This is a genomic window from Mycobacterium sp. IS-1556 (assembly GCF_001499985.1).
GTDB lineage: Bacteria > Actinomycetota > Actinomycetes > Mycobacteriales > Mycobacteriaceae > Mycobacterium.
Window position 1 is genome coordinate 126227 of the sequence record NZ_LQIM01000005.1, and the last position, 18686, is coordinate 144912.

Consider the following 18686-nt stretch of genomic DNA (forward strand, 5'->3'; position numbering starts at 1 on the left):
AGGGCACGCGAGGACACCGGTCTGGGGCGAGCCAGGCCCAGTTACTGGCTGATGTGGAGAATGGTCTCGACCGCGACCGCGCTACCACCGGCGACCGCAGCGATCGCGAGGGTCACCCAGTCCGCCAGTTTCGGCCGCGCCGGAGCGGCAGAGAACTGCCCGGTTCCGCCGCGAGCGGTTATTGCGTCGCCCATTTCGTCGGCGCGTCGCATAGTCATGGCCAGGGCCGCAGCGATCAGGTCGATCACGTCTCGCGCCTGCTGTCGACGACGGGCCTTACGATTTGGCTGCGGCTGCCTGGACCGTAACCGATGGGCCGCGTAGAGGGTCTGGAACTCGTCGATCAGCATTGGGAAGGCGCGCAGCCCGAGCGCCAAGGCCACCGCCCATTCGCGTACGGGGATTCGCAAATAGGTGAACGGGCGGGCCAATGTCGTTATTGCAGGAACGATTTCGGAGACGTTGGTGGTCCAGGACACCATCGCCGCCAGCCCGATCAGGCCGAACGCCAGCAGGGCGGCCCGCAGGGCGTGCAACGCACCACCGAGTGCGATGTCGACTCCGCCCACCGAGATCACCGGACTACCGCCGGCCAGCGTCGCAAACACGACAGCCAACGCGATCAGAATCCACAGCCGACGAGGCCGCGACGGCAGAGCGCCACGCGGAATGCGGGCGACCCGGGCCGCGGTCAGCACCAGAATCCACACCATCCCGATCATCACCCAGCCGGGATAAAACCACAGCAGCACCGAAAACCAAAGGACAACAAGCAGTTTGGTGCCTGCCCACAAATTGTGGATCGGCGATCTTCCGGGCACCGGAACCAGTAACAGACCCCGACGAGGAGATCGCCTGGTCGGGCCCTTGGTCGGGCTGTGGCCAGAGGAGGTTGCCGTCACAGCCCACTCCCCGCCGCGGACGAGGCCGTTTCCAGTACGCCATTGTGTAAATGCAGGATCCGCGGACAAATGTCCTCCAGCCCGACGGGGTCATGCGAAACGGCCACCACCGTCAGACCCTGTTCACGGCGCAGGCTGGCCAGCAGCTGCAGCAGGCCTCGTTGGCCGGTCGTGTCCAGGCCTGCCAGCGGCTCGTCGAGAATCAACGCTCTCGGGGATCGCGCCAACAGCCCGGCAAGCACCACACGGCGCATTTGGCCCCCGCTGAGCTGGTCGATGCGCCGATCGGCGAACGCGGGCCCCAACCCGACGGACGCCAGCGCTGCCGCCACGCGGTCTTCGTCGTGGTGCGAAAAGCCTGCTGCGGACGCAACTTCCAAGCCGACGAAGCTGCGCATCAACTGGAGCCGGGCCGCTTGGAACGACAACGCCACCGCGCCGACGTGCTCGTAGGCGGGTTCGCCATCAATCAGGCAGACGCCGGAGGTGGGAACCGTCAACCCGGCCATGATCCATGCCAGCGTCGACTTACCCGAGCCGTTCCCACCGTGGATCAAGACCCCGTCTCCTTGCTCCACCACGAAGTTGATATCGCGCAGGGCGGTCTTGGCCCACGGTGTGCCACTGCCGTATTCGTGTCCGACACCGACGAGTTCCAGTACCGGCACGTGCGAGCAGTTCTTGACCGCGATGGTGGGCACTGCGGTTGGCACGGCTGTTTCGACTTCGCCGGTGTCATCCAGTGAATCGCTGAGGTTGACCGTCCGGTCGGCGCACGCGGCCGCGTTGTCGTCGTGGGTGATGTGCACCAGAGCCGTCCGGTGCCGTGTGGTGAGACCGGACAGCACACGCAGCAGCGCGTCGCGACCCGGTTGGTCAACCATTGCTGTGACCTCGTCGGCGATCAGGAGTGCCGGTTCCCGGGCGAGCGCCGCTGCCAACGCAAGGCGCTGCAGTTCCCCTCCGGATAGGCTGCCGGTCTCGTGTTCGGCGAAACCCGCCAGCCCGACCTCGCTGAGCAACCGGGCGACGTCGACATCGGTACCCGGTGGTAGTCCCCAGATCACATCGTCGATGACCCTTGTGCCCAGGACTTGGCTTTTCGCGTGCTGCAGGACAAGCGCGGTGCCGCCCATCTGGCCCAGACCCACCGCGCCGGGCCGGTCCACCGAACCCGAGGTCGGTTCCCGGCCGGCCAGAATCTGCATCAACGTGGTCTTGCCGGAACCGTTCGCGCCGGTAATGGCGACGTGTTCGCCGGGATGCACGTCCAGGCTGACGTCGCAGAGCGCGTCTTTCGCCGCGCCCGGATAGCGGAACCGCACCTTGTCCAACCGCACCGGCACCGGCGCGATCGGAACTTCCTGGGACGCGTGCGCGCTGGGCTCCGCAGCGTCCAGTTCGTAGCCCCCGGGCATGATGTCGCGGAGCCGGTCCAACACCCTGGACAGCACCGACCACGCGATCAAACATGCGATCGCGGAACCGAGGACGAGATAGCCGAAGAGCAGCAACGGCCAGTGGTCGAGCCCCTCGGCGAGGTACCGCTGTATCGCCGCGCCGAGCCCCTGCAGGTGCACCCACGACAGGAAGGCAGCGATGCCGTCCACCGTCGCGGTGATCACCACGAACATCAACTGCCGCAGCTGAGTCGACACGGCAAAGACGCCGACCCAGAAAGCGGCGTTGATCACCCCGACGACCAAAGACAGGCCCAGCAACGTCGGCGTGCCTCGACCCGTGCGTTTGACGAACCCGGCCAACCCGCCGACACTGGCGCAGTTCAGAACCGCAAAAAAGCCGCCCAGGCCGGTGATCAGAAAGGTAATCACGCCACCGGTGACCGTTGCCGCGACCACGGCCCGAAGGCGGAAGCGGTAGGCCAGCAGACCCGGCAGCAGAATCCCCAGCACGCCCAAGGACTTAGCAAACGGGATCACCACGGCAATGATCACGATGACCGCAGAGAGTCCACCGATGACCGCGGCATGCGCCAACTCGTGGGGTCGAAGCGGTCCACCCGGAACGCTCCGAAGACGATCACGGGCGGTCACCTGGGCGATTGTGCCAGGGCAGCAATCCACGAATTCACGAAACCCTTTCTGCGCCTGTTTTCGGGTGAGGTGTGGGATCTGGTTTCGTGCCGCAAAGCGGAGGCAACACGCGCGCTCGTCGAGCAGAATCCGACCCGGAATGCAGAAGCTGAGGCTGCCATGACTGTCACGTTGACCGGAGCGACGGGATTCGTCGGAAGGCGGATCCTGCGCAACCTTCTCGAGCGGGGCTGCTCGGTGCGGGTGCTGGTGCGCGATCCGTCTCGTCTCCCTGACGTCCCGGCACGTGGACGGCTAGAGGTGGTGAAGACGCCCGATCTGTTCGCAGAAGTAACGGGCCGATTGGAAGAATTGCTCGAGGGGTCGGAAACCTTGGTGCATGCGGCTTGGCATGGGGAGCCCGGTCATTACACGTCGCGGTTGAACCTGGCCTGCCTTACCGGCACACTCGACCTCGCGTCCGCGTTCGCCACAGTCGGGGGCAAGCGATTCGTTGGTGTCGGAACGTTCGCGGAGTACGACCCTTCCGCAGACCTGATGGCGACCGATACCCCGTTGGTGCCGAACACTTTGTATGGCGCATGCAAGGCGTCCGCCTTCCACGTACTCCGGTGTTTTTTTGACACCACGAGCGTCAGCTTCGCCTGGTGTCGGATCTTCAACGTGCATGGAGAAGGTTTGGATGAAGATGAGCGGGGGCTGGTTTCATACATTCGCAGACAACTGGGGGCGGGCGAAGAAGTGCTCCTCACCCGCGGCGATCAGGAACGTGACTACCTCGACGTGAAGGCCGCCGCCGGGATGATCGCCGATGTAGCGCTGGGGTGCCAGCAGGGCGCGGTGAACATCTGCTCTGGTGAAGCGGTGACCGTTCGACAACTCGCCGAACGCATCGCCGACGAGTACGGTCGGCGCGACCTATTACGTTTTGGGGCTCGGCCCGAAAACATTTTCGACCCACCGCGGGCCATCGGCGTACGCAACGACGTGGCGACCGGTCCGGAGGAGAGTGCGACGTGACGAGAGACCGATCCGATTCGACCGGAGCCGGGCGTGACTGATTTTGAAGATGAAGTCGTAGACCGGATCGACGCCATGTCACGCAACGACCGCCTCCAAGCGCAGGCGGCCGAATTCATCCATACCTCGGCGCTTTCCAAGTACTCGTACAACTTTTTCTGGATGTCGCGGCCGATCATCCAGTATCCCCAAGACGTTTTCGCCATGCAGGAGTTGATCTGGCGTGTCCGTCCGGACCTGATCATCGAGACGGGCATCGCCCACGGCGGATCGATCATATTCAGCGCGACCATGCTGGCGCTGCTGGACATGACCGACGCCATAAACGCCGGTGTCACGTTCGATCCGACCAAGTCCAATCGCAAAGTGCTGGGCATCGATATCGACATCCGGGCGCACAACCGTGCAGCCATCGACGCGCACCCCATGGCCTCCCGCATCCAGATGATCGAGGGCTCGAGCATCGCGCCCGAGGTGGTGGCGCAGGTGCGCGAGATAGCTGCCGGCCACCAGCACGTCATGGTGTGTCTGGACAGCAACCACACCCATGAGCACGTGCTGGCCGAGCTGGAGGCCTATGCGCCGCTGGCCTCAGTGGGCAGCTACTGCGTCGTCTTCGACACTTACGTTGATGACTTGCCCGCCAACACCTTTCCCGATCGCCCATGGGGTCCCGGTGACAACCCGAAGACCGCCGTTCGGGAATACCTCAAGACCCACTCGGAGTTCGAGATCGACAAGAGCATTCAGCACAAGCTGGCGATAACCGTGGCGCCGGACGGGTATTTGAGACGGGTGGCCTGAGATTCTTCACAGGAACTTCAACTGGGGGACTGCCGTCACGAAACGTGTGCCGCTGCGGGCAAGATCAGCCATTTGAGTCCGCACCTCATCGGCGATGTTCCAGGGCAAGATGATCACATCGTCGGGCGGATTCTCGCGCAGTGCCTCGGGGGAGCGGATGGGGATGTGGCTGCCTGGCATGAACTTTCCCTGCTTGGACTCCGCGGCATCGCAAACGTAGGGCAGCAAGTCGGCCCTCACACCTGCGTAGTTCAACAAGGTGTTGCCTTTTGCCGCGGCACCGTAGGCCGCGACGCGCCGACCGGTGCGCTTCTGATCGATGAGGAAAGCCAAGAGGTCATCTTTGACCCGGTCGGCCCGCGACTGGAAGGCCGTGTAGGTCTCGAGTCGCGTCAACCCGAACTGGCCCTCGCGCGCCAGCAGCGAGCTGACCGAGTCTGTGGTCGAGATCGGTGCCGCGGCGTGACAACCATAGACGCGCAGGCTTCCGCCGTGGGTCGGCAACTCTTCCACGTCCCACGCACGTAACCCGGCCATGGCGAAGATCTGGGCCACCGTGGTGAGCGAAAGGTAGGAGAAGTGCTCATGATAGATGGTGTCGAACTGGGTCCGTTCGATCAACGGCATCAGGTGCGGAAACTCCAGCGTGACAACGCCTTCCGGCTTCAGCGCCGCGGCCAACCCGCGGGTGAAGTCGTTGATGTCAGGAACGTGGGCGTACACGTTGTTGCCGACGATGAGATCCGCCCGCCGTCCTTCGCTCGATAGTCGACGTCCTAACGCCTCGCCGAAGAATTCCCGCGCCACCGGGATACCCAGCGCCTCGGCGGCAGCCGCCGTGCTTGCCGTCGGCTCGATGCCCAGGCAGGGGATCTCCGCTGCCACGAAACTTTTCAGCAGGTAGCCGTCATTGGATGCAACTTCGACGACAAAACTCTCGGGACCGAGCTGCAGCCGGTCGATGATCGTGCGCGCATAGCCGGCCGCGTGATCGAGCCAACTGCTCGAGGTGCTGGAGAAGTAGGCGTAGTCGGCGCTGAACAGCTCCTCCGCGCGTGCGTAATCTTCGGTTTGCACCAGCCAGCACCGGTGGCAAACCTGAACGCGCAACGGGTAGTACATCTCCGGGGAACACAGGTCCTCGGCTTGCAGGTAGGCGTTTGCGGGCGGCGCAAAGCCGAGATCGATGAGGCTGTGCTCCAAGGGCACGCCGCAATGTCGGCACTTCATAACGCAATCGCGGTGAAATCGGCGCTCAGCATTGGATGGGCCCGGTCACGAGGTGACAGATCCTGCGGCGGCAACGGCCAGGTGATGGCGAGTCTTGGGTCGTCGTGACGAAGGCCGCCTTCGGATGGTGGGTGGTAGAAGGCTGTGTGCAGGTACAGCAATTCGCTCGCGGGCTCCAAGGCCTGAAAGCCGTGGGCGAAACCCTCCGGTATCACCAGCATTTTCGCGTCATCTTGCGCCAATTCCTCGGCGTGCCAATGCAAGAACGTGGGCGAACCGGCGCGCAGATCCACCGCGACATCCCAGACTCGGCCGCGCAGGCACCGGATCATCTTCATTTCCGCGTGTGGTGGCCTTTGGAAGTGCAGGCCGCGCACGGCGCCGGCGTGGCTGGTTGTGGAGTGGTTGATCTGTGCGATCTGGCGGTCGCCCAGCAGGGGCTGAAGTTCCTCAGCGCAGAACAGGCGGACGAAGGTGCCGCGGTTGTCCCGGTGGCACAACGACTGGACGATCTTCAGACCGGCCAGTGGGGTATCGAGGATCTTCATACTCTCGCCCAGTCCAGGCCTGCGTTGGCGGCATCGGCGACATAGGCGGCCAGTTCGTCAGCGCTCGACACTTCACCGCCTTCCAGCAATCGGTGATACCAGTTGGCCGTGCGGTGGACCGCTGTCTCGATATTCCAGACGGGACGCCATCCCAGATGCCTCTTCGCCTTGGCGCTGTCGAGTTGTAGCAAGCCCGCCTCGTGTGGTTGGGGATCGGATGAGACTTGCCACCGAAGCTGTGGCCACGTGCGAGCAAGGTCTCGGAGCAGCTGCTCGACCGTACGATTTCCGTCCCCGTCGGGGCCGAAGTTCCAAGCATCGGCACAAGTGTTGTCGCCGGCCAGGAGCCGCTGGCCAAGTAGTAGATAGCCGCTGAGGCAATCCAGCACATGTTGCCAGGGGCGCGTGGCATGCGGCGAGCGTATGACCAGTGGTTCGTTGGCGAGTACCGAACGTACTAGGTCGGGAATCAGTCGGTCCTCAGACCAGTCGCCGCCGCCAATCACGTTGCCGCCCCGAGCGGTTGCGACCAGCGGAGCCGACGGGCGTTGCGACAGCGCGGTTCGGTAGCTCGCGGCCACCAGCTCGGCGCCGGCCTTCGACGCACTGTAGGGGTCCTGACCTCCGAGCCGGTCTTGTTCTCGGTAGGCCCAAGGCCATTCGCGATTCTCGTAGCACTTGTCGGTCGTGACGACTACCACGGCACGCACGTCTGGCGTGTGCTGGGCGGCCTCGAGCACATGTACCGTGCCCATCACATTGGTGGCCCAAGTGGTGACTGGCTCGCGGTAGGAACGACGGACCAGCGGCTGGGCAGCCAAGTGGAAAACAATCTCCGGCCGCTCCGCGGCGAAAACCCTACGGACGGCTGCTTCGTCGCGAATGTCGATGCGATGATCGTCGATGGCCAGCTTCAACAGCTCCCAATGGCTGGGCTCGGACGATGGGTCCATAGCCAGCCCGGAGACGCGAGCGCCGAGCGCGTGCAGCCACAGACACAACCAACTGCCCTTGAAGCCCGTATGGCCAGTGACCAGGACCCGGCGCCCGCGATAAGCAGTTCCGAAAGCGTTCAACGCCAGCATTTCCAGGGTGCTTCGCTGCGATTCCACAGATCTTCGAGCATGTTCTTGTCTCGAAGCGTGTCCATCGGTTGCCAGAAGCCCGAATGCACGAAGGCCATCATTTCGCCATCGGCGGCGAGACGTGCCAAAGGCGGCCCCTCCCAAGAGGTCTGGTCGCCCTCAATGTAATCGAGTACCGCGGGCGACAGGACGAAAAATCCTCCGTTGATGAGGCCGCCATCGCCACGTGGCTTCTCGACAAAGCGCGCGACCCGGTCGCCCTCGCACTCGACCGCCCCGTAACGCCCCGGCGGAAGCACCGCCGTGACCGTGGCGTGGCGGCCGTGCTGACGATGGAATTCGATGCTCGCGCCGATGTTCACGTCGCTGAGCCCGTCACCGTAGGTGAAGCAGAAAGCCTCGTCGTCCTGGATGTAGGAGGCCACGCGCTTGAGGCGTCCCCCGGTCAGCGTGTCGTCACCGGTATCCACCAGCGTCACCCGCCAGGGCTCCGCGTCGTGCCGATGCACTTCCATCTTGTTGAGGGACATATCAAAAGTCACGTCCGACATGTGCAGGAAATAGTTCGCGAAATATTCCTTGATGACGTAGCCCTTATAACCACAGCAAACGATGAAATCATGAATACCGTGGTGCGAGTAGAGTTTCATGATATGCCATAGGATCGGCCGCCCGCCGATCTCCACCATCGGTTTGGGGCGGATGGCGGTTTCTTCGCTGAGGCGAGTCCCCATACCGCCGGCCAGCAATACTGCCTTCACCGGACTTGCCTATGTTTGCGGTTATACGAATCCAAGCGGTTCTTCGGCCGATCTGTTAATCCGGCGGAGTACCTCGAGTCCCCTTCGACTATCACCGTCATATACCCAAAAATATCTGCCGGAATGTTGTTCGAGTATTTTTCGACAAGGTGCCGAATCAGAATGAACGATCCCAGTCTCTCCGAGAGAAATCCGACCGCCCTTATCTGGAAAGCGTTGTATTTCTTCACACGACTGCCATATCGATTGAGAAACTCCCTGCCCAGAAGTTCGATACTCGACAACGTTTGCACTAACCACCCCTTGGGATAGATGCCGAGTTCAATGCCGCCAGGAATGAAGTGCTTTGCCGCCAAGAATTCCGACGCGGACTGTGAATCAAGTATGCCCATCTCAACCGCGAGGGATGTGTAATCGAGAATATCTTGCCGGCGATGAACCGCTGCGTAATGACCGAGTATCGAATTCTTGACGTGCAGAGGCTGCGCGATCAGAAATTCATGCTCAGCTCTCGGGATGAATACTGATAGCTCGGCTGCCCTTCCAAAGTTCTCGAGGTTCAGCTCCCTGAGAGTTGGGAATTTATAAGACTCCAGCCCTTCCGCAGAAGGCAGGATTCTCTTCCTGTAATTGGAAATTTCAATGAAGTCAGCGTCGCTGGAGAACCGCTGGATCGCGATCGGCAAGACGTATGTTCCTGCGGCGCCATACGCTATCGGTCTTGCCTCGTGCCAGAACCGATCAAGTTGGCTTACATGAACCACAGATTCGGATCGGAAATCCCCAAGTGCGATGCAATGGTCATACCAGTCTTCAGGCAGTAAAGGCCTCTTATGGCTAATGCAGTATCTGTCGATCATGGGTGTGAGTCAGGCCCTGCGGATAGGCTTCCGGAGATTTCCCACCCGCTGCTCCCTGCGATGCGCGCGCGGAAACCCAGCAGTTCTCGGTCAGCGATACTACGAGAGTCTACGGCTGCCACTGGGCGATATCTTTCCGCGTTCTAGGTACTTGAGCACCACAGTATACCAAGGACAATTCTCCGAGAACTAGCCTGACCCATTTCCCTCCGAACCAGTTGAGATCACAATTGCTCAGCGAATGCTTTCCGCAATTTGTACTCATGAACTATCTGTTTAGATCAAGTCGCTGTGACCTCCACTCTTGACGTTACTGACCACGTCGATCGACTCGGAGGATCGGAGATATTGGAAATGGAGAGATTACGATGATGACCACTCAGGACCGGTCGGTGCCTCGCGCCAAGTCTCCAGCGGCGCGGCGCGCAACGACGAGGTGACCACCTCGGAAGTTGGCTATGTTGGTGGCGACCTGGTAGTGGCCACGCACGGCATCGATCAACGCGCTGACGCAATCGGTGAGCGATAAGCCGTTGTACAACGACCAATAGTCACAATAAACGTCTCCCAAAACGTAAACGCCACTGCTGCTCAACGCATTTTCGAACAGGCAGTGGAAAGAATCCACCATACGTGAACTCGTTTGGCTTCCGGCATCGATGATGACATCGAACGGGCCGAATTCTGCGGCCACTTCTCTCAGGAAAGACAGATAATGCTCACCGCCGATGCGGACGTGAACGCTTCCTGAATCGGCGATTCTCAACAACTTTGAGTCAATGTCAATTCCAACGATAAGCGAATCGGGGTGAAGGTATTCCTGCCACATCTGTAGCGAGTCTCCGTAGAAGCTGCCGATCTCCAACATCCTGATCGGGCTGGTTCGGATGTCGCTACCTTCGTAGATCGGCAAGTAGTGCGACAACTTATGGACTCTCGGAGCGCGGTCGATTACCTCGGCCATCTCACTGTGCAGCTCGGTGTCCACAGTCGACCAAGTGGTCACTGAAGCGAGATCTCGCCCCAGCGCTCTCAACATTCTGCGTACGCCTCCGTAGCGGCTGCGCCGCGCGATGGGCGAATACTTCAGAATGACCTTCACAATAGGCAGCCTGTCATTCGCAGTGTTCAGATGCCGGTGGTATGGCTCGCTGCGATGGAGTGTAGGGCGGGGGTTCCTGATGGTAACGGTAGATCTGGCAAGCTCAGAACGAACAGCTCTACATCGCCATGTGTGCCGTAGCTCATCGGCACATGTTTCGCAGCGGTGTACCGCTTCGAAGAAGTCGTCGGAAGTACTGTACGACAATGGAGAACGTACTCGATCCGCTTGACCAGTTCACGTTTGACGCTGAGCGAGCGACGGGAGTCGCGTCGATCCCCCACCCTTTCTGGGTGTACAACCGCCCGGTCGACATCGACGGTCTGCGGAAGTTTCAGCATCACCTTCGGAAGGGATTGCTAGCGCGCCGCATCCAACCGTCACCACTGCCGTTCGGCCGCCACCGCTGGGTATCAGCTGAGGGTCCATCTGACATTGAGATTGTCGCGACGCCTCGCCCGCGTGAAGAGCTCGACGCCTGGTTCGAGGAGCAGGCCACCACTCGAATCGATCCCGAGCATGGACCGGGATGGCATCTTGCGGTGCTGCCCTTCACCGACGGCGGCGCGGCGGTGAGTATGGTCATCTCGCACTGCATCACCGACGGAATCGGGCTTTTCACGGCGATTGCGGATGCGGCGGAAGGCCGCGATGCCCCGATCAGCTGGCCTGCTGCTGGGTCGCGCCGGCGGTGGCAGGCTCTGCGCGAGGACGCCGGTCAGGCCGTGCGCGACATTCCCGCTCTCGGCCGCGGCGCCGTTGCCGCGGTGCGGCTGGCCCGGCGTGCCAGCCGCGAGGCTGCCGGAGCCGCGTCGTCGACCAGACCGCTTAAGCTGCCCACTGGCGCCGACGAACCCGTCACGCCCTCCGTGGCAACGGCTTTCGTCAACGTCGACAAGTGGGATGCTCGTGCCGACGCGCTCGGCGGGACCAGCAACGCGTTGCTTGCGGGATTGGCGGCCAACCTGGCCCAGCGAAAGGGTCGGGTCACCGCAGACGGCTCAGTTCTCATGAAGCTGCTGGTCAACGAGCGCGTCGCCGGTGATACGCGCGCCAACGCGATCAGCAGTCTCACGGTCACCGTCGACCCCGCTTCTGCGACGACAGACCTGCGCGAGACCCGGGCCGCAGTCAAGAAAGCGCTGACCAGCCACCAGGAGTTGCGCGGCGACGAGCGGGCGGTGATGTCCTTCGTTCCCTTGTTGGGCCTGTTGCCCAAGCGGCTTGTCAGGCTCTTCGACAAGACCGTCGTCGTATCCAGCATGGGGGCGGTCGAACCGGCCGTCATCCGGCCAGACGGCACGGATGCCGACCTCTTCGGCGCGAGGGTTTCCTATCCGACCGTCAGCAAAGCGTTGATGGACAGCATGGGCGGAGTGCTGTACGTGTTGTCGGCAACTACGCAGCGGCAGGTCTCCGTCACGGTCACCGCTTATGAGCCTGGCTGTACCAACTCGAATGAATCTCTGCGACAAGATCTTTCGAGCGCCCTGAACGACTTCTCGCTCACTGGCACGTATATCGGCGTGCCCCCAACCGCGTAACAGGGGACGAACCAGCGAGGTCGTCAATATATTGCCGTATGTTCGAAGACCCGGGCGAGAAACCGCGCGGAGTAGTGAAAGGCCAAGACCTGCGATGAAGTTCGTGCTGGCATGTTATGGAACTCGCGGCGATGTCGAGCCCTGCGCCGCCGTCGGCCGTGAGCTGCTGCGCAGAGGGCACGACGTGCGCACGGCCGTAGCGCCTGACCTGCTTGGCTTCGCCGAATCGGCTGGGCTCCCGGCGGTTACTTATGGACCGGACGCGCGGAAGTGGCAAGACCTGCACCGCGACGTGTTGACGCATATGTCCCGCAAGTTCTGGAAGGTCCCGGAGCTGGTCAGGTTGGTGCGCCAAGATCGAGAACTCTTCGACCAGTGCTGGGACGACACCCGCACGACGCTGATGTCGCTGGCGGACGGCGCCGATCTGCTGCTCACCGTGGTGATCGCCGAGCAGGTCGCCGCGAACATCGCTGAGTACTACGACATTCCGCTGGCCACGCTGCACACCGTCCCGATGCGGGCCAACGGTCAGCTCATTCCGGTCCTGCCGGCGCCGCTGGCCTGGTCCGCAATGACGGTGTCCGAGTGGCTGGGTTGGCCTGCCGTGAAAAGGCTCGAGGACGCACAGCGGCGCGAACTGGGATTACCCAAGGTGATGGGTCCCGCGTCGCGACGGATTGCCGAGCGCGGATCGCTGGAAATCCAGGCCTATGACGAGGTGTGTTTCCCCGGGCTGGCTGCCGAATGGGCGAAATTCGGCGGCCAGCGCCCCTTCGTCGGCGCGCTGGCGACAGAGTTGGCGACGGATGCAGACGAGGAGGTCGCCTCGTGGATTGCCGCGGGAACACCGCCGATTCTGTTTGGCTTCGGCAGCACGCTGGTCAAGTCTCCCGCCGATACGGTCGCCATGATCAGCGCGGCCTGCGCGGAGTTGGGCGAGCGGGCATTGATTTGCTCCGGCGCCACCGACTTCAGCCAGGTGGCACATTCGGACCATGTCAAGGTCGTCGGCGCAGTCTCGTACGCCGCCACCTTTTCCGCCTGCCGCGCTGTGGTACACCACGGTGGCGCGGGGACCACGGCCGTCGGACTACGCAGTGGAGTCCCCACGTTGGTCCTTTCGACGTGGGGCGATCAAACGATCTGGGGGACGAGGATCAAACAACTCAAAGTGGGTACCGCACGGCGCTTTTCGGCAACCACCCGGGAGTCACTCGTCGAAGACCTGCGCACCATCCTCGCCCCGGAATGCCTCGCCCGGGCCCGCGAACTCGCGACTCGAATGAGCAAACCCGCCGAAAGCGTCACGGCGGCGGCTGATCTGATGGAGAACTTTGCGCGCACCCGCCGTATCGGCTGATCGGCAGCGGCCATCGGTTAAACTTCGGCCGCTGAACGGGGGCCGAAGCTGAGAGGCAAGGATCCGCGATGAAGTTCGCGTTGGCATCCTATGGAAGTCGTGGCGATGTCGAGCCTTGCGTCGCCATCGGCCGAGAGTTGCAGCGTCGGGGCCACGACGTCCGCATAGCCGCGCCGCCTGATCTGGTGCGCTTCGTCGAATCGGTTGGGCTGGCGGCGGTCCCGTACGGACCGGATGTGCAGGCCATCCTGGGAGCGCACCGCGAATTCTGGACGTACTTCTTCCGCAACTTCTGGAAAGTGCGACAGCTGATTCAGATGCGACGCGAAATCGCGAACCCCGTGATCCAGCGTTGGGACGAGATCGGCGCCACGCTGACCTCACTGGCGGACTGGGCCGACGCGTTGGTCACCGGCGTGAACTTCGAGCAACCCGCCGCCAATGTCGCGGAGCGCTACGGCATTCCGCTGGCCACGGTGCATCTCTTTCCGATGCGGGCCAACAGCCACTTCCTGTCGTTCCTGCCGGCGGCGTTGGGCCGCTCAACGATGAAAATGTACGAGTGGCTGGGATGGCGCGCGGCCAAGAAGCTCGACGACACACAGCGCCGCGAACTACGTCTACCGAAGGCCACCGGCCCCTTGCCGCAGCGGATCACCGAACACGGATGGCTGGAAATCCAAGCCTACGACGAGGCGTGCTTTCCCGGGCTGGCCGCCGAATGGGCCGAATTTGGTGGTCAACGGCCATTTGTCGGCGCGCTGGTGTTGGACTTGCCGAGCGATGCCGACGAGGATGTGGCGTCGTGGATTTCGGCGGGACCACCACCTATTTTCTTCGGCTTCGGCAGCGTGGGGGTGGAGTCTCCGGCCGACACTCTCGAGATGATCAGCTCGGTCTGTGCGCAATTGGGCGAGCGGGCGTTGGTGTGCTCCGCTGGATCCGACTTCACCGACGTCTCCCCTCCTGAGCACGTCAAGGTGGTGGACACGATGAATTACGCGGCCGCTTTTCCGGCTTGCCGCGCGTTGGTGCACCACGGTGGCACCGGCACCACGTCGATCGGTCTGCGCGCTGGCGTCCCGACGCTGATCCTTTCAACGGACATCGACCAGACACTCTGGGGATCTCGGGTGAAGCGGCTGAAGGTGGGCACCGCCCGTCGCTTGTCGCGTACCACGCGCGAATCGCTGGTGGCGGATCTGCGCACTGTCCTCACCGCGGAGTCCGTCACCCGGGCCCGCGAAGTCGCCACCCAGATGACCAACACCGCCGAAAGCGTCGCGGCCGCCGCCGATCTCATCGAGAAGCTCGCCGGCCCCGGGCTCGATGAGTGATGCCGGTCCTCGTCTTCGAGGCCACGCCTGTCCGCTCAGCGAATCTCCGCAAACAGCAATCCTTCGTTGCAGGTCGCAGGACCGCAGGCCTACCAGCGAACCTTTGCCGCCGCACATCGTGACAGAGCCTGCCATATTAAATGGCAGATACTGCCACATAAAAATGGCAGATCCTGTCAGAATTAATCAAAATTGACTTCCGCGAAAGCGCGCATAGGCTTGGCAGGACTTTAGTAGCGTCCCCTACCTACGTCGACTAATTGCGGTGGCGAACTGCTGGCGGGAACCGAGCCCGAGGCAGTAGCCACCATGTAGTCGTGGCTAACGATGAGGAGCAGTACAGCTTGAGACCGACCTTCGCTAATGCACACAGCACCAAGCATTTGAGCTACGAAAAGACCTCGACCAAGACGCCGCTGAGGAGTTCGCGCGAGAGGCTGGCACTGGGCCTGACTGACGAGTGAACCGTGCGCTCGGGGGCAATTGGACAGAGGGGGATGACCGGGCACTTCCGCTGACGCGCGCCCAGCTGCATATATGGCTTGCGGAGGAAACGGGTCGGTTCGGCGCGAAGTGGCAGCTAGGCGCACTTGTGCGGATCGCGGGCCCAATCGATCTTGGCTTGTGGAAGTCGGCGCTCAGCCAAGCGGTGCGCGAGGCCGAACCGCTGCGAGTTTCCATCTTCCCGGCTGATGGCCGGGTTTTTCAGAAGGTCGTTGACTATCCCGACGTCGAGCTCGCCCAATACGATCTCGTGGACTCGCCGGATCCCGTCGGGGAAGCGAATCGGCTGGCATCATCGATCCAACGCGCGCCGATGCAATTCAGTGGCCCGCTGTTCAAATTTGCGTTGCTGCGGACGCGGGCCGACGAATGGTATTTTTTCGCGTGCTGCCACCATATTGTGGTTGATGGAATAGGCCTTGGTCTTTTCTGCCATCGAATCGCCGAAATCTACAATGCGCTTGCCTCCGGCGCGCCGATTTCCCCTGCCTTCTTCGGGTCGTTGCGTGACCTGATTGAGTGCGAGTCGGCATATGAGGCATCCGCCGATTTCGAGAATGATCATGCCTATTGGGTCGATAACCTGCCGCCGGAAAGTGAACTGCGTGATCGGTTGACGCCCGCCGCCTCGGGTGGGCGTGATTCAGATGAGTGTTCTGAGCCAGTTCAATTGGACCCGCTCGTGGTGACCAAGATTCAGGAATTGTCTCGGGCTTTGGGGGTGCGTCGCTCGTCGGTGATTACCGCGGCGTGTGCATTGCTGGTCCGTGAGTGCGACGTCGAGGGTACGGATGTCGTGCTCGACTTTCCGGTAAGCAGGCGTGTGCGTCCGGAGGTGCAACTGGTGCCCGGAATGATTTCCGGGGTCGTCCCGCTGGTGTTCAAGACTTCGCCGGAAACTTCAGTTGCCGGCTTTTGTGAACATGCCGACGCGCAATTACGGGCAGCGCTGCAGCATCAGCGGTTTCCCGTGCAGGCTATCGAGAACACGGCGCGATACCGGACACCGAACCGGGTGGTCGTCAACTTCATTCCGCCTGCCTATGTGGCGGATCTCGCGGGTTCTCCGGCATCGGCGACCCTGACCAACTCCGGGCTCGTCGATCAGTTCGGGCTGCTCTTCACAAGGATCGACGATCAGCTGTTTCTCAGCACGGCGGGCGCTGGGCCACTCTCTGCGAATGGTGATGTCAACGAATTGGCACGCCGGCTGGAGCGTGTGTTGGTGGCGATGGCCGCCGATCCGACGCGGTCGTTGTCGTCGCTCGACGTGCTGGATCCCGGCGAACACGCCCAACTGGACGGGTGGGGCAACCGGGCGGTGTTGACCGCCGATCAGACTGCACCGGTTTCAATTCCCGAGGCGTTCGCCGCTCAGGTAGCCCGCACGCCGGAGGCGGTGGCGGTCAGTTTCGGTGATCGCTCGTGGACCTACCGCGAACTCGACGAGTCCGCCAATCGACTGGCGCACGTGCTGGCCGCTCACGGCGCCGGCCCGGGTGAGTGTGTGGCACTGCTGTTCTCCCGTTCGGCCGAGGCGATCGTGGCGATGTTGGCGGTCCTGAAGACCGGGGCGGCGTATGTGCCGATCGACCCGGCGCTGCCAGCGGTGCGGATCGGGTTGATGGTTGCCGATGCCGCGCCGATCGCCGCGGTCACCACGACCGGGTTGGCCGACCAGCTCGACGGGTCCGGTCTGCTGGTCATCGAAGTTGACGACCCCGCTGTTGACACCCAGCCCAGCGTGACATTGCCGGGGCCGACCGCCGACGATATCGCTTACCTCATCTTCACCTCCGGCACCACCGGGGTGCCCAAGGGAGTCGCGGTCACCCACCGCAACGTGACCCAGTTGTTCGACGCGTTGGACGCCAACCTGACATCGGGCCCCGGGACGGTGTGGTCGCAGTGGCATTCCTTGTCTTTCGACGTCTCGGTGTGGGAGATCTTCGGGGCGTTGTTGCACGGTGGGCGGCTGGTGGTGGTGCCCGAAGAGGTGGTCGGCTCGCCGGATGACCTGCATGCGTTGCTGGTTGCTGAAGACGTCAGCGTCTTGAGCCATACGCCTTCGGCGGTGGGCATGCTCTCGCCGCAGGGCTTGGAGTCGACGGCTTTGGTGGTGGCCGGTGAGGCATGCCCGGCCGAGGTGGTCGATCGCTGGGCGTCACCCGGACGGGTGTTGATCAACGCCTACGGCCCGACCGAGGCGACGGTGTACGCGGCGATGAGTGCGCCGCTGAGCGCCGGATCGGGGGCGCCGATCGGTTCGCCGGTGCCGAGGGCGGCGTTGTTTGTGCTCGATGGCTGGTTGCGGCCAGTGCCGGCGGGTTCGGTCGGCGAGTTGTACGTGGCCGGTCATGGCGTGGCTTGTGGATATGTGCGTCGCGGCGGCTTGACGGCATCGCGGTTCGTGGCTTGCCCATTCGGGGAAGCGGGCGCCCGGATGTATCGCACCGGCGACTTGGTGTGCTGGGGCGCCGACGGGCAGTTGCAGTACCTCGGGCGCGCCGACGAGCAGGTCAAGATCCGCGGCTATCGCATCGAGTTGGGTGAGGTGCAAGCGGCGCTTGCCGCGGTGGACGGGGTGGAGCAGGCGGTGGTGCTTGCCCGCGAGGACCGTCCCGGCGACAAGCGGTTGGTGGGCTATGTGACGGGAGCCGTCGACCCGTCCGGGGTGCGGAGCGTGCTGTCCGAGGCGCTACCGGCCTACATGGTCCCGGCCGCGGTGATCGCATTGGATGCACTGCCGTTGACGGTGAACGGCAAACTTGATCGCCGGGCGTTGCCGGCTCCGGAGTACCACGGCGTCGACCGTTACCGCGCCCCGACGAACCACGTCGAGGAGATGCTGGCCGACATCTTCGCCCGAGTGCTGGGCGTCGAGCGTGTCGGTGTGGATGACTCGTTCTTCGAGTTCGGTGGGGATTCACTGTTGGCGATGCGGGTGGTCGCCGCCATCAACACCAGCCTGGACGCCGATTTCTCGGTGCGCGCGGTGTTCGAGACGCCCACGGTTGCCGAGTTTGCGTCGCGCATCGGTCGGGATGCCGGTGGCCTCGAGCCGTTGGTGGCCGGCGACGGACCTGCGGTGGTGCCGTTGTCGTTTGCGCAGAGTCGGTTGTGGTTTGTCGATCAGTTTGGTGGTGCTGAGGGTCAGCAGCCGGTGTACAACATGGCGTCCGCGTTGCGGTTGTGTGGGCGGCTTGATGTTGGGGCGTTGGGTGCGGCGTTGGGCGATGTGGTGGGTCGTCATGAGAGTTTGCGCACGGTGTTCCCGGCTGTTGATGGGGTTCCTCAGCAGGTGGTGGTGCCGGTTGAGCGGGTGGGGTTGGGGTTTGAGGTTGTTGATGCTGCGGGTTGGCCGGCGGGGCGGTTGACGCAGGCGGTGGCCGCGGCGGCGGGTCATCGGTTTGATTTGGCTGCTGAGATTCCGTTGCGGGCTTGGCTTTTCGCGGTGGCTGCCGATGAGTTCGTGTTGGTGGTGGTGGTGCACCATATCGCCGCTGATGGTTGGTCGTTGGGTGTGTTGGCCGCTGATGTGGGGGTGGCTTATGGGGCTCGGTCACCCGCGA

Annotated in this window: 14 protein-coding genes and 1 pseudogene; 6 read left to right on the top strand and 9 right to left on the bottom strand. The window is 62.8% G+C overall.

Annotation, left to right across the window (positions count from 1 at the left end; genetic code table 11):
* Positions 1-41 precede the first annotated feature (41 nt).
* The 3 genes and pseudogenes from AU187_RS06055 to AU187_RS26200 all read right to left on the bottom strand — a co-directional run.
* Positions 42-902 carry a CbiQ family ECF transporter T component gene (locus AU187_RS06055; protein WP_059098212.1) on the bottom strand — a complete coding sequence of 287 codons (861 nt, stop codon included), beginning with the start codon at positions 900-902 and terminating at the stop codon, positions 42-44.
* Entirely contained in the window at positions 899-1786 is an 888-nt protein-coding gene (locus AU187_RS26195) for an ABC transporter ATP-binding protein (RefSeq protein WP_502687741.1), read from the bottom strand. The genes AU187_RS06055 and AU187_RS26195 overlap by 4 nt, the downstream gene beginning before the upstream one ends.
* A 60-nt stretch (positions 1787-1846) precedes the next feature.
* Positions 1847-2167: pseudogene (locus AU187_RS26200) on the bottom strand (ATP-binding cassette domain-containing protein); the annotation flags it as partial.
* A gap of 948 nt (positions 2168-3115) precedes the next feature.
* Here AU187_RS26200 and AU187_RS06065 point away from each other — a divergent pair.
* Positions 3116-3976 (top strand): NAD-dependent epimerase/dehydratase family protein, encoded by an 861-nt coding sequence (locus tag AU187_RS06065; RefSeq protein ID WP_059098449.1) that lies wholly within the window; start codon positions 3116-3118, stop codon positions 3974-3976.
* 33 nt (positions 3977-4009) lie between these two features.
* The gene (locus AU187_RS06070; RefSeq protein ID WP_059166375.1) at positions 4010-4780 is read left to right on the top strand and encodes a cephalosporin hydroxylase family protein; all 771 of its coding nucleotides are present in this window, start codon (positions 4010-4012) and stop codon (positions 4778-4780) included.
* 6 nt (positions 4781-4786) lie between these two features.
* Here the strand turns inward: AU187_RS06070 and AU187_RS06075 are convergent, their stop codons facing one another.
* The 6 genes from AU187_RS06075 to AU187_RS06100 all read right to left on the bottom strand — a co-directional run bounded on the left by AU187_RS06075 (position 4787) and on the right by AU187_RS06100 (position 10366).
* Positions 4787-6010 (bottom strand): class I SAM-dependent methyltransferase, encoded by a 1224-nt coding sequence (locus AU187_RS06075; protein WP_172800173.1) that lies wholly within the window; start codon positions 6008-6010, stop codon positions 4787-4789.
* Positions 6007-6558, bottom strand: coding sequence for a dTDP-4-dehydrorhamnose 3,5-epimerase family protein (locus tag AU187_RS06080; RefSeq protein ID WP_059098209.1), 552 nt, complete (start codon positions 6556-6558; stop codon positions 6007-6009). The genes AU187_RS06075 and AU187_RS06080 overlap by 4 nt, the downstream gene beginning before the upstream one ends.
* On the bottom strand, positions 6555-7643 hold the full coding sequence (gene rfbG, locus AU187_RS06085) for a CDP-glucose 4,6-dehydratase (protein ID WP_231740235.1): 1089 nt from the start codon (positions 7641-7643) through the stop codon (positions 6555-6557). Before rfbG ends, AU187_RS06080 begins: the two co-directional genes overlap by 4 nt.
* Positions 7631-8404 carry a glucose-1-phosphate cytidylyltransferase gene (gene rfbF / locus AU187_RS06090; protein WP_059098208.1) on the bottom strand — a complete coding sequence of 258 codons (774 nt, stop codon included), beginning with the start codon at positions 8402-8404 and terminating at the stop codon, positions 7631-7633. The genes rfbG and rfbF overlap by 13 nt, the downstream gene beginning before the upstream one ends.
* Complete coding sequence (locus AU187_RS06095; RefSeq protein WP_156442326.1) at positions 8401-9264, bottom strand: hypothetical protein; 864 nt, start codon at positions 9262-9264, stop codon at positions 8401-8403. The genes rfbF and AU187_RS06095 overlap by 4 nt, the downstream gene beginning before the upstream one ends.
* A 379-nt stretch (positions 9265-9643) precedes the next feature.
* Entirely contained in the window at positions 9644-10366 is a 723-nt protein-coding gene (locus AU187_RS06100) for an O-methyltransferase (protein ID WP_156425629.1), read from the bottom strand.
* A gap of 206 nt (positions 10367-10572) precedes the next feature.
* On the opposite strand from AU187_RS06100, the gene AU187_RS06105 reads away from it, so the two are divergent.
* From AU187_RS06105 to AU187_RS06120, 4 genes are all read left to right on the top strand, one after another.
* Positions 10573-11910, top strand: coding sequence for a wax ester/triacylglycerol synthase domain-containing protein (locus tag AU187_RS06105; RefSeq protein ID WP_059098205.1), 1338 nt, complete (start codon positions 10573-10575; stop codon positions 11908-11910).
* A 94-nt stretch (positions 11911-12004) separates the two neighbouring features.
* Positions 12005-13273, top strand: a complete 1269-nt coding sequence (locus AU187_RS06110; protein WP_059098204.1) for a glycosyltransferase — start codon at positions 12005-12007, stop codon at positions 13271-13273.
* 68 nt (positions 13274-13341) lie between these two features.
* Positions 13342-14610 carry a glycosyltransferase gene (locus tag AU187_RS06115; RefSeq protein WP_059098203.1) on the top strand — a complete coding sequence of 423 codons (1269 nt, stop codon included), beginning with the start codon at positions 13342-13344 and terminating at the stop codon, positions 14608-14610.
* 460 nt (positions 14611-15070) lie between these two features.
* Positions 15071-18686: non-ribosomal peptide synthetase (locus tag AU187_RS06120; protein ID WP_156442327.1), on the top strand; the 3616-nt coding region annotated here is incomplete at its 3' end.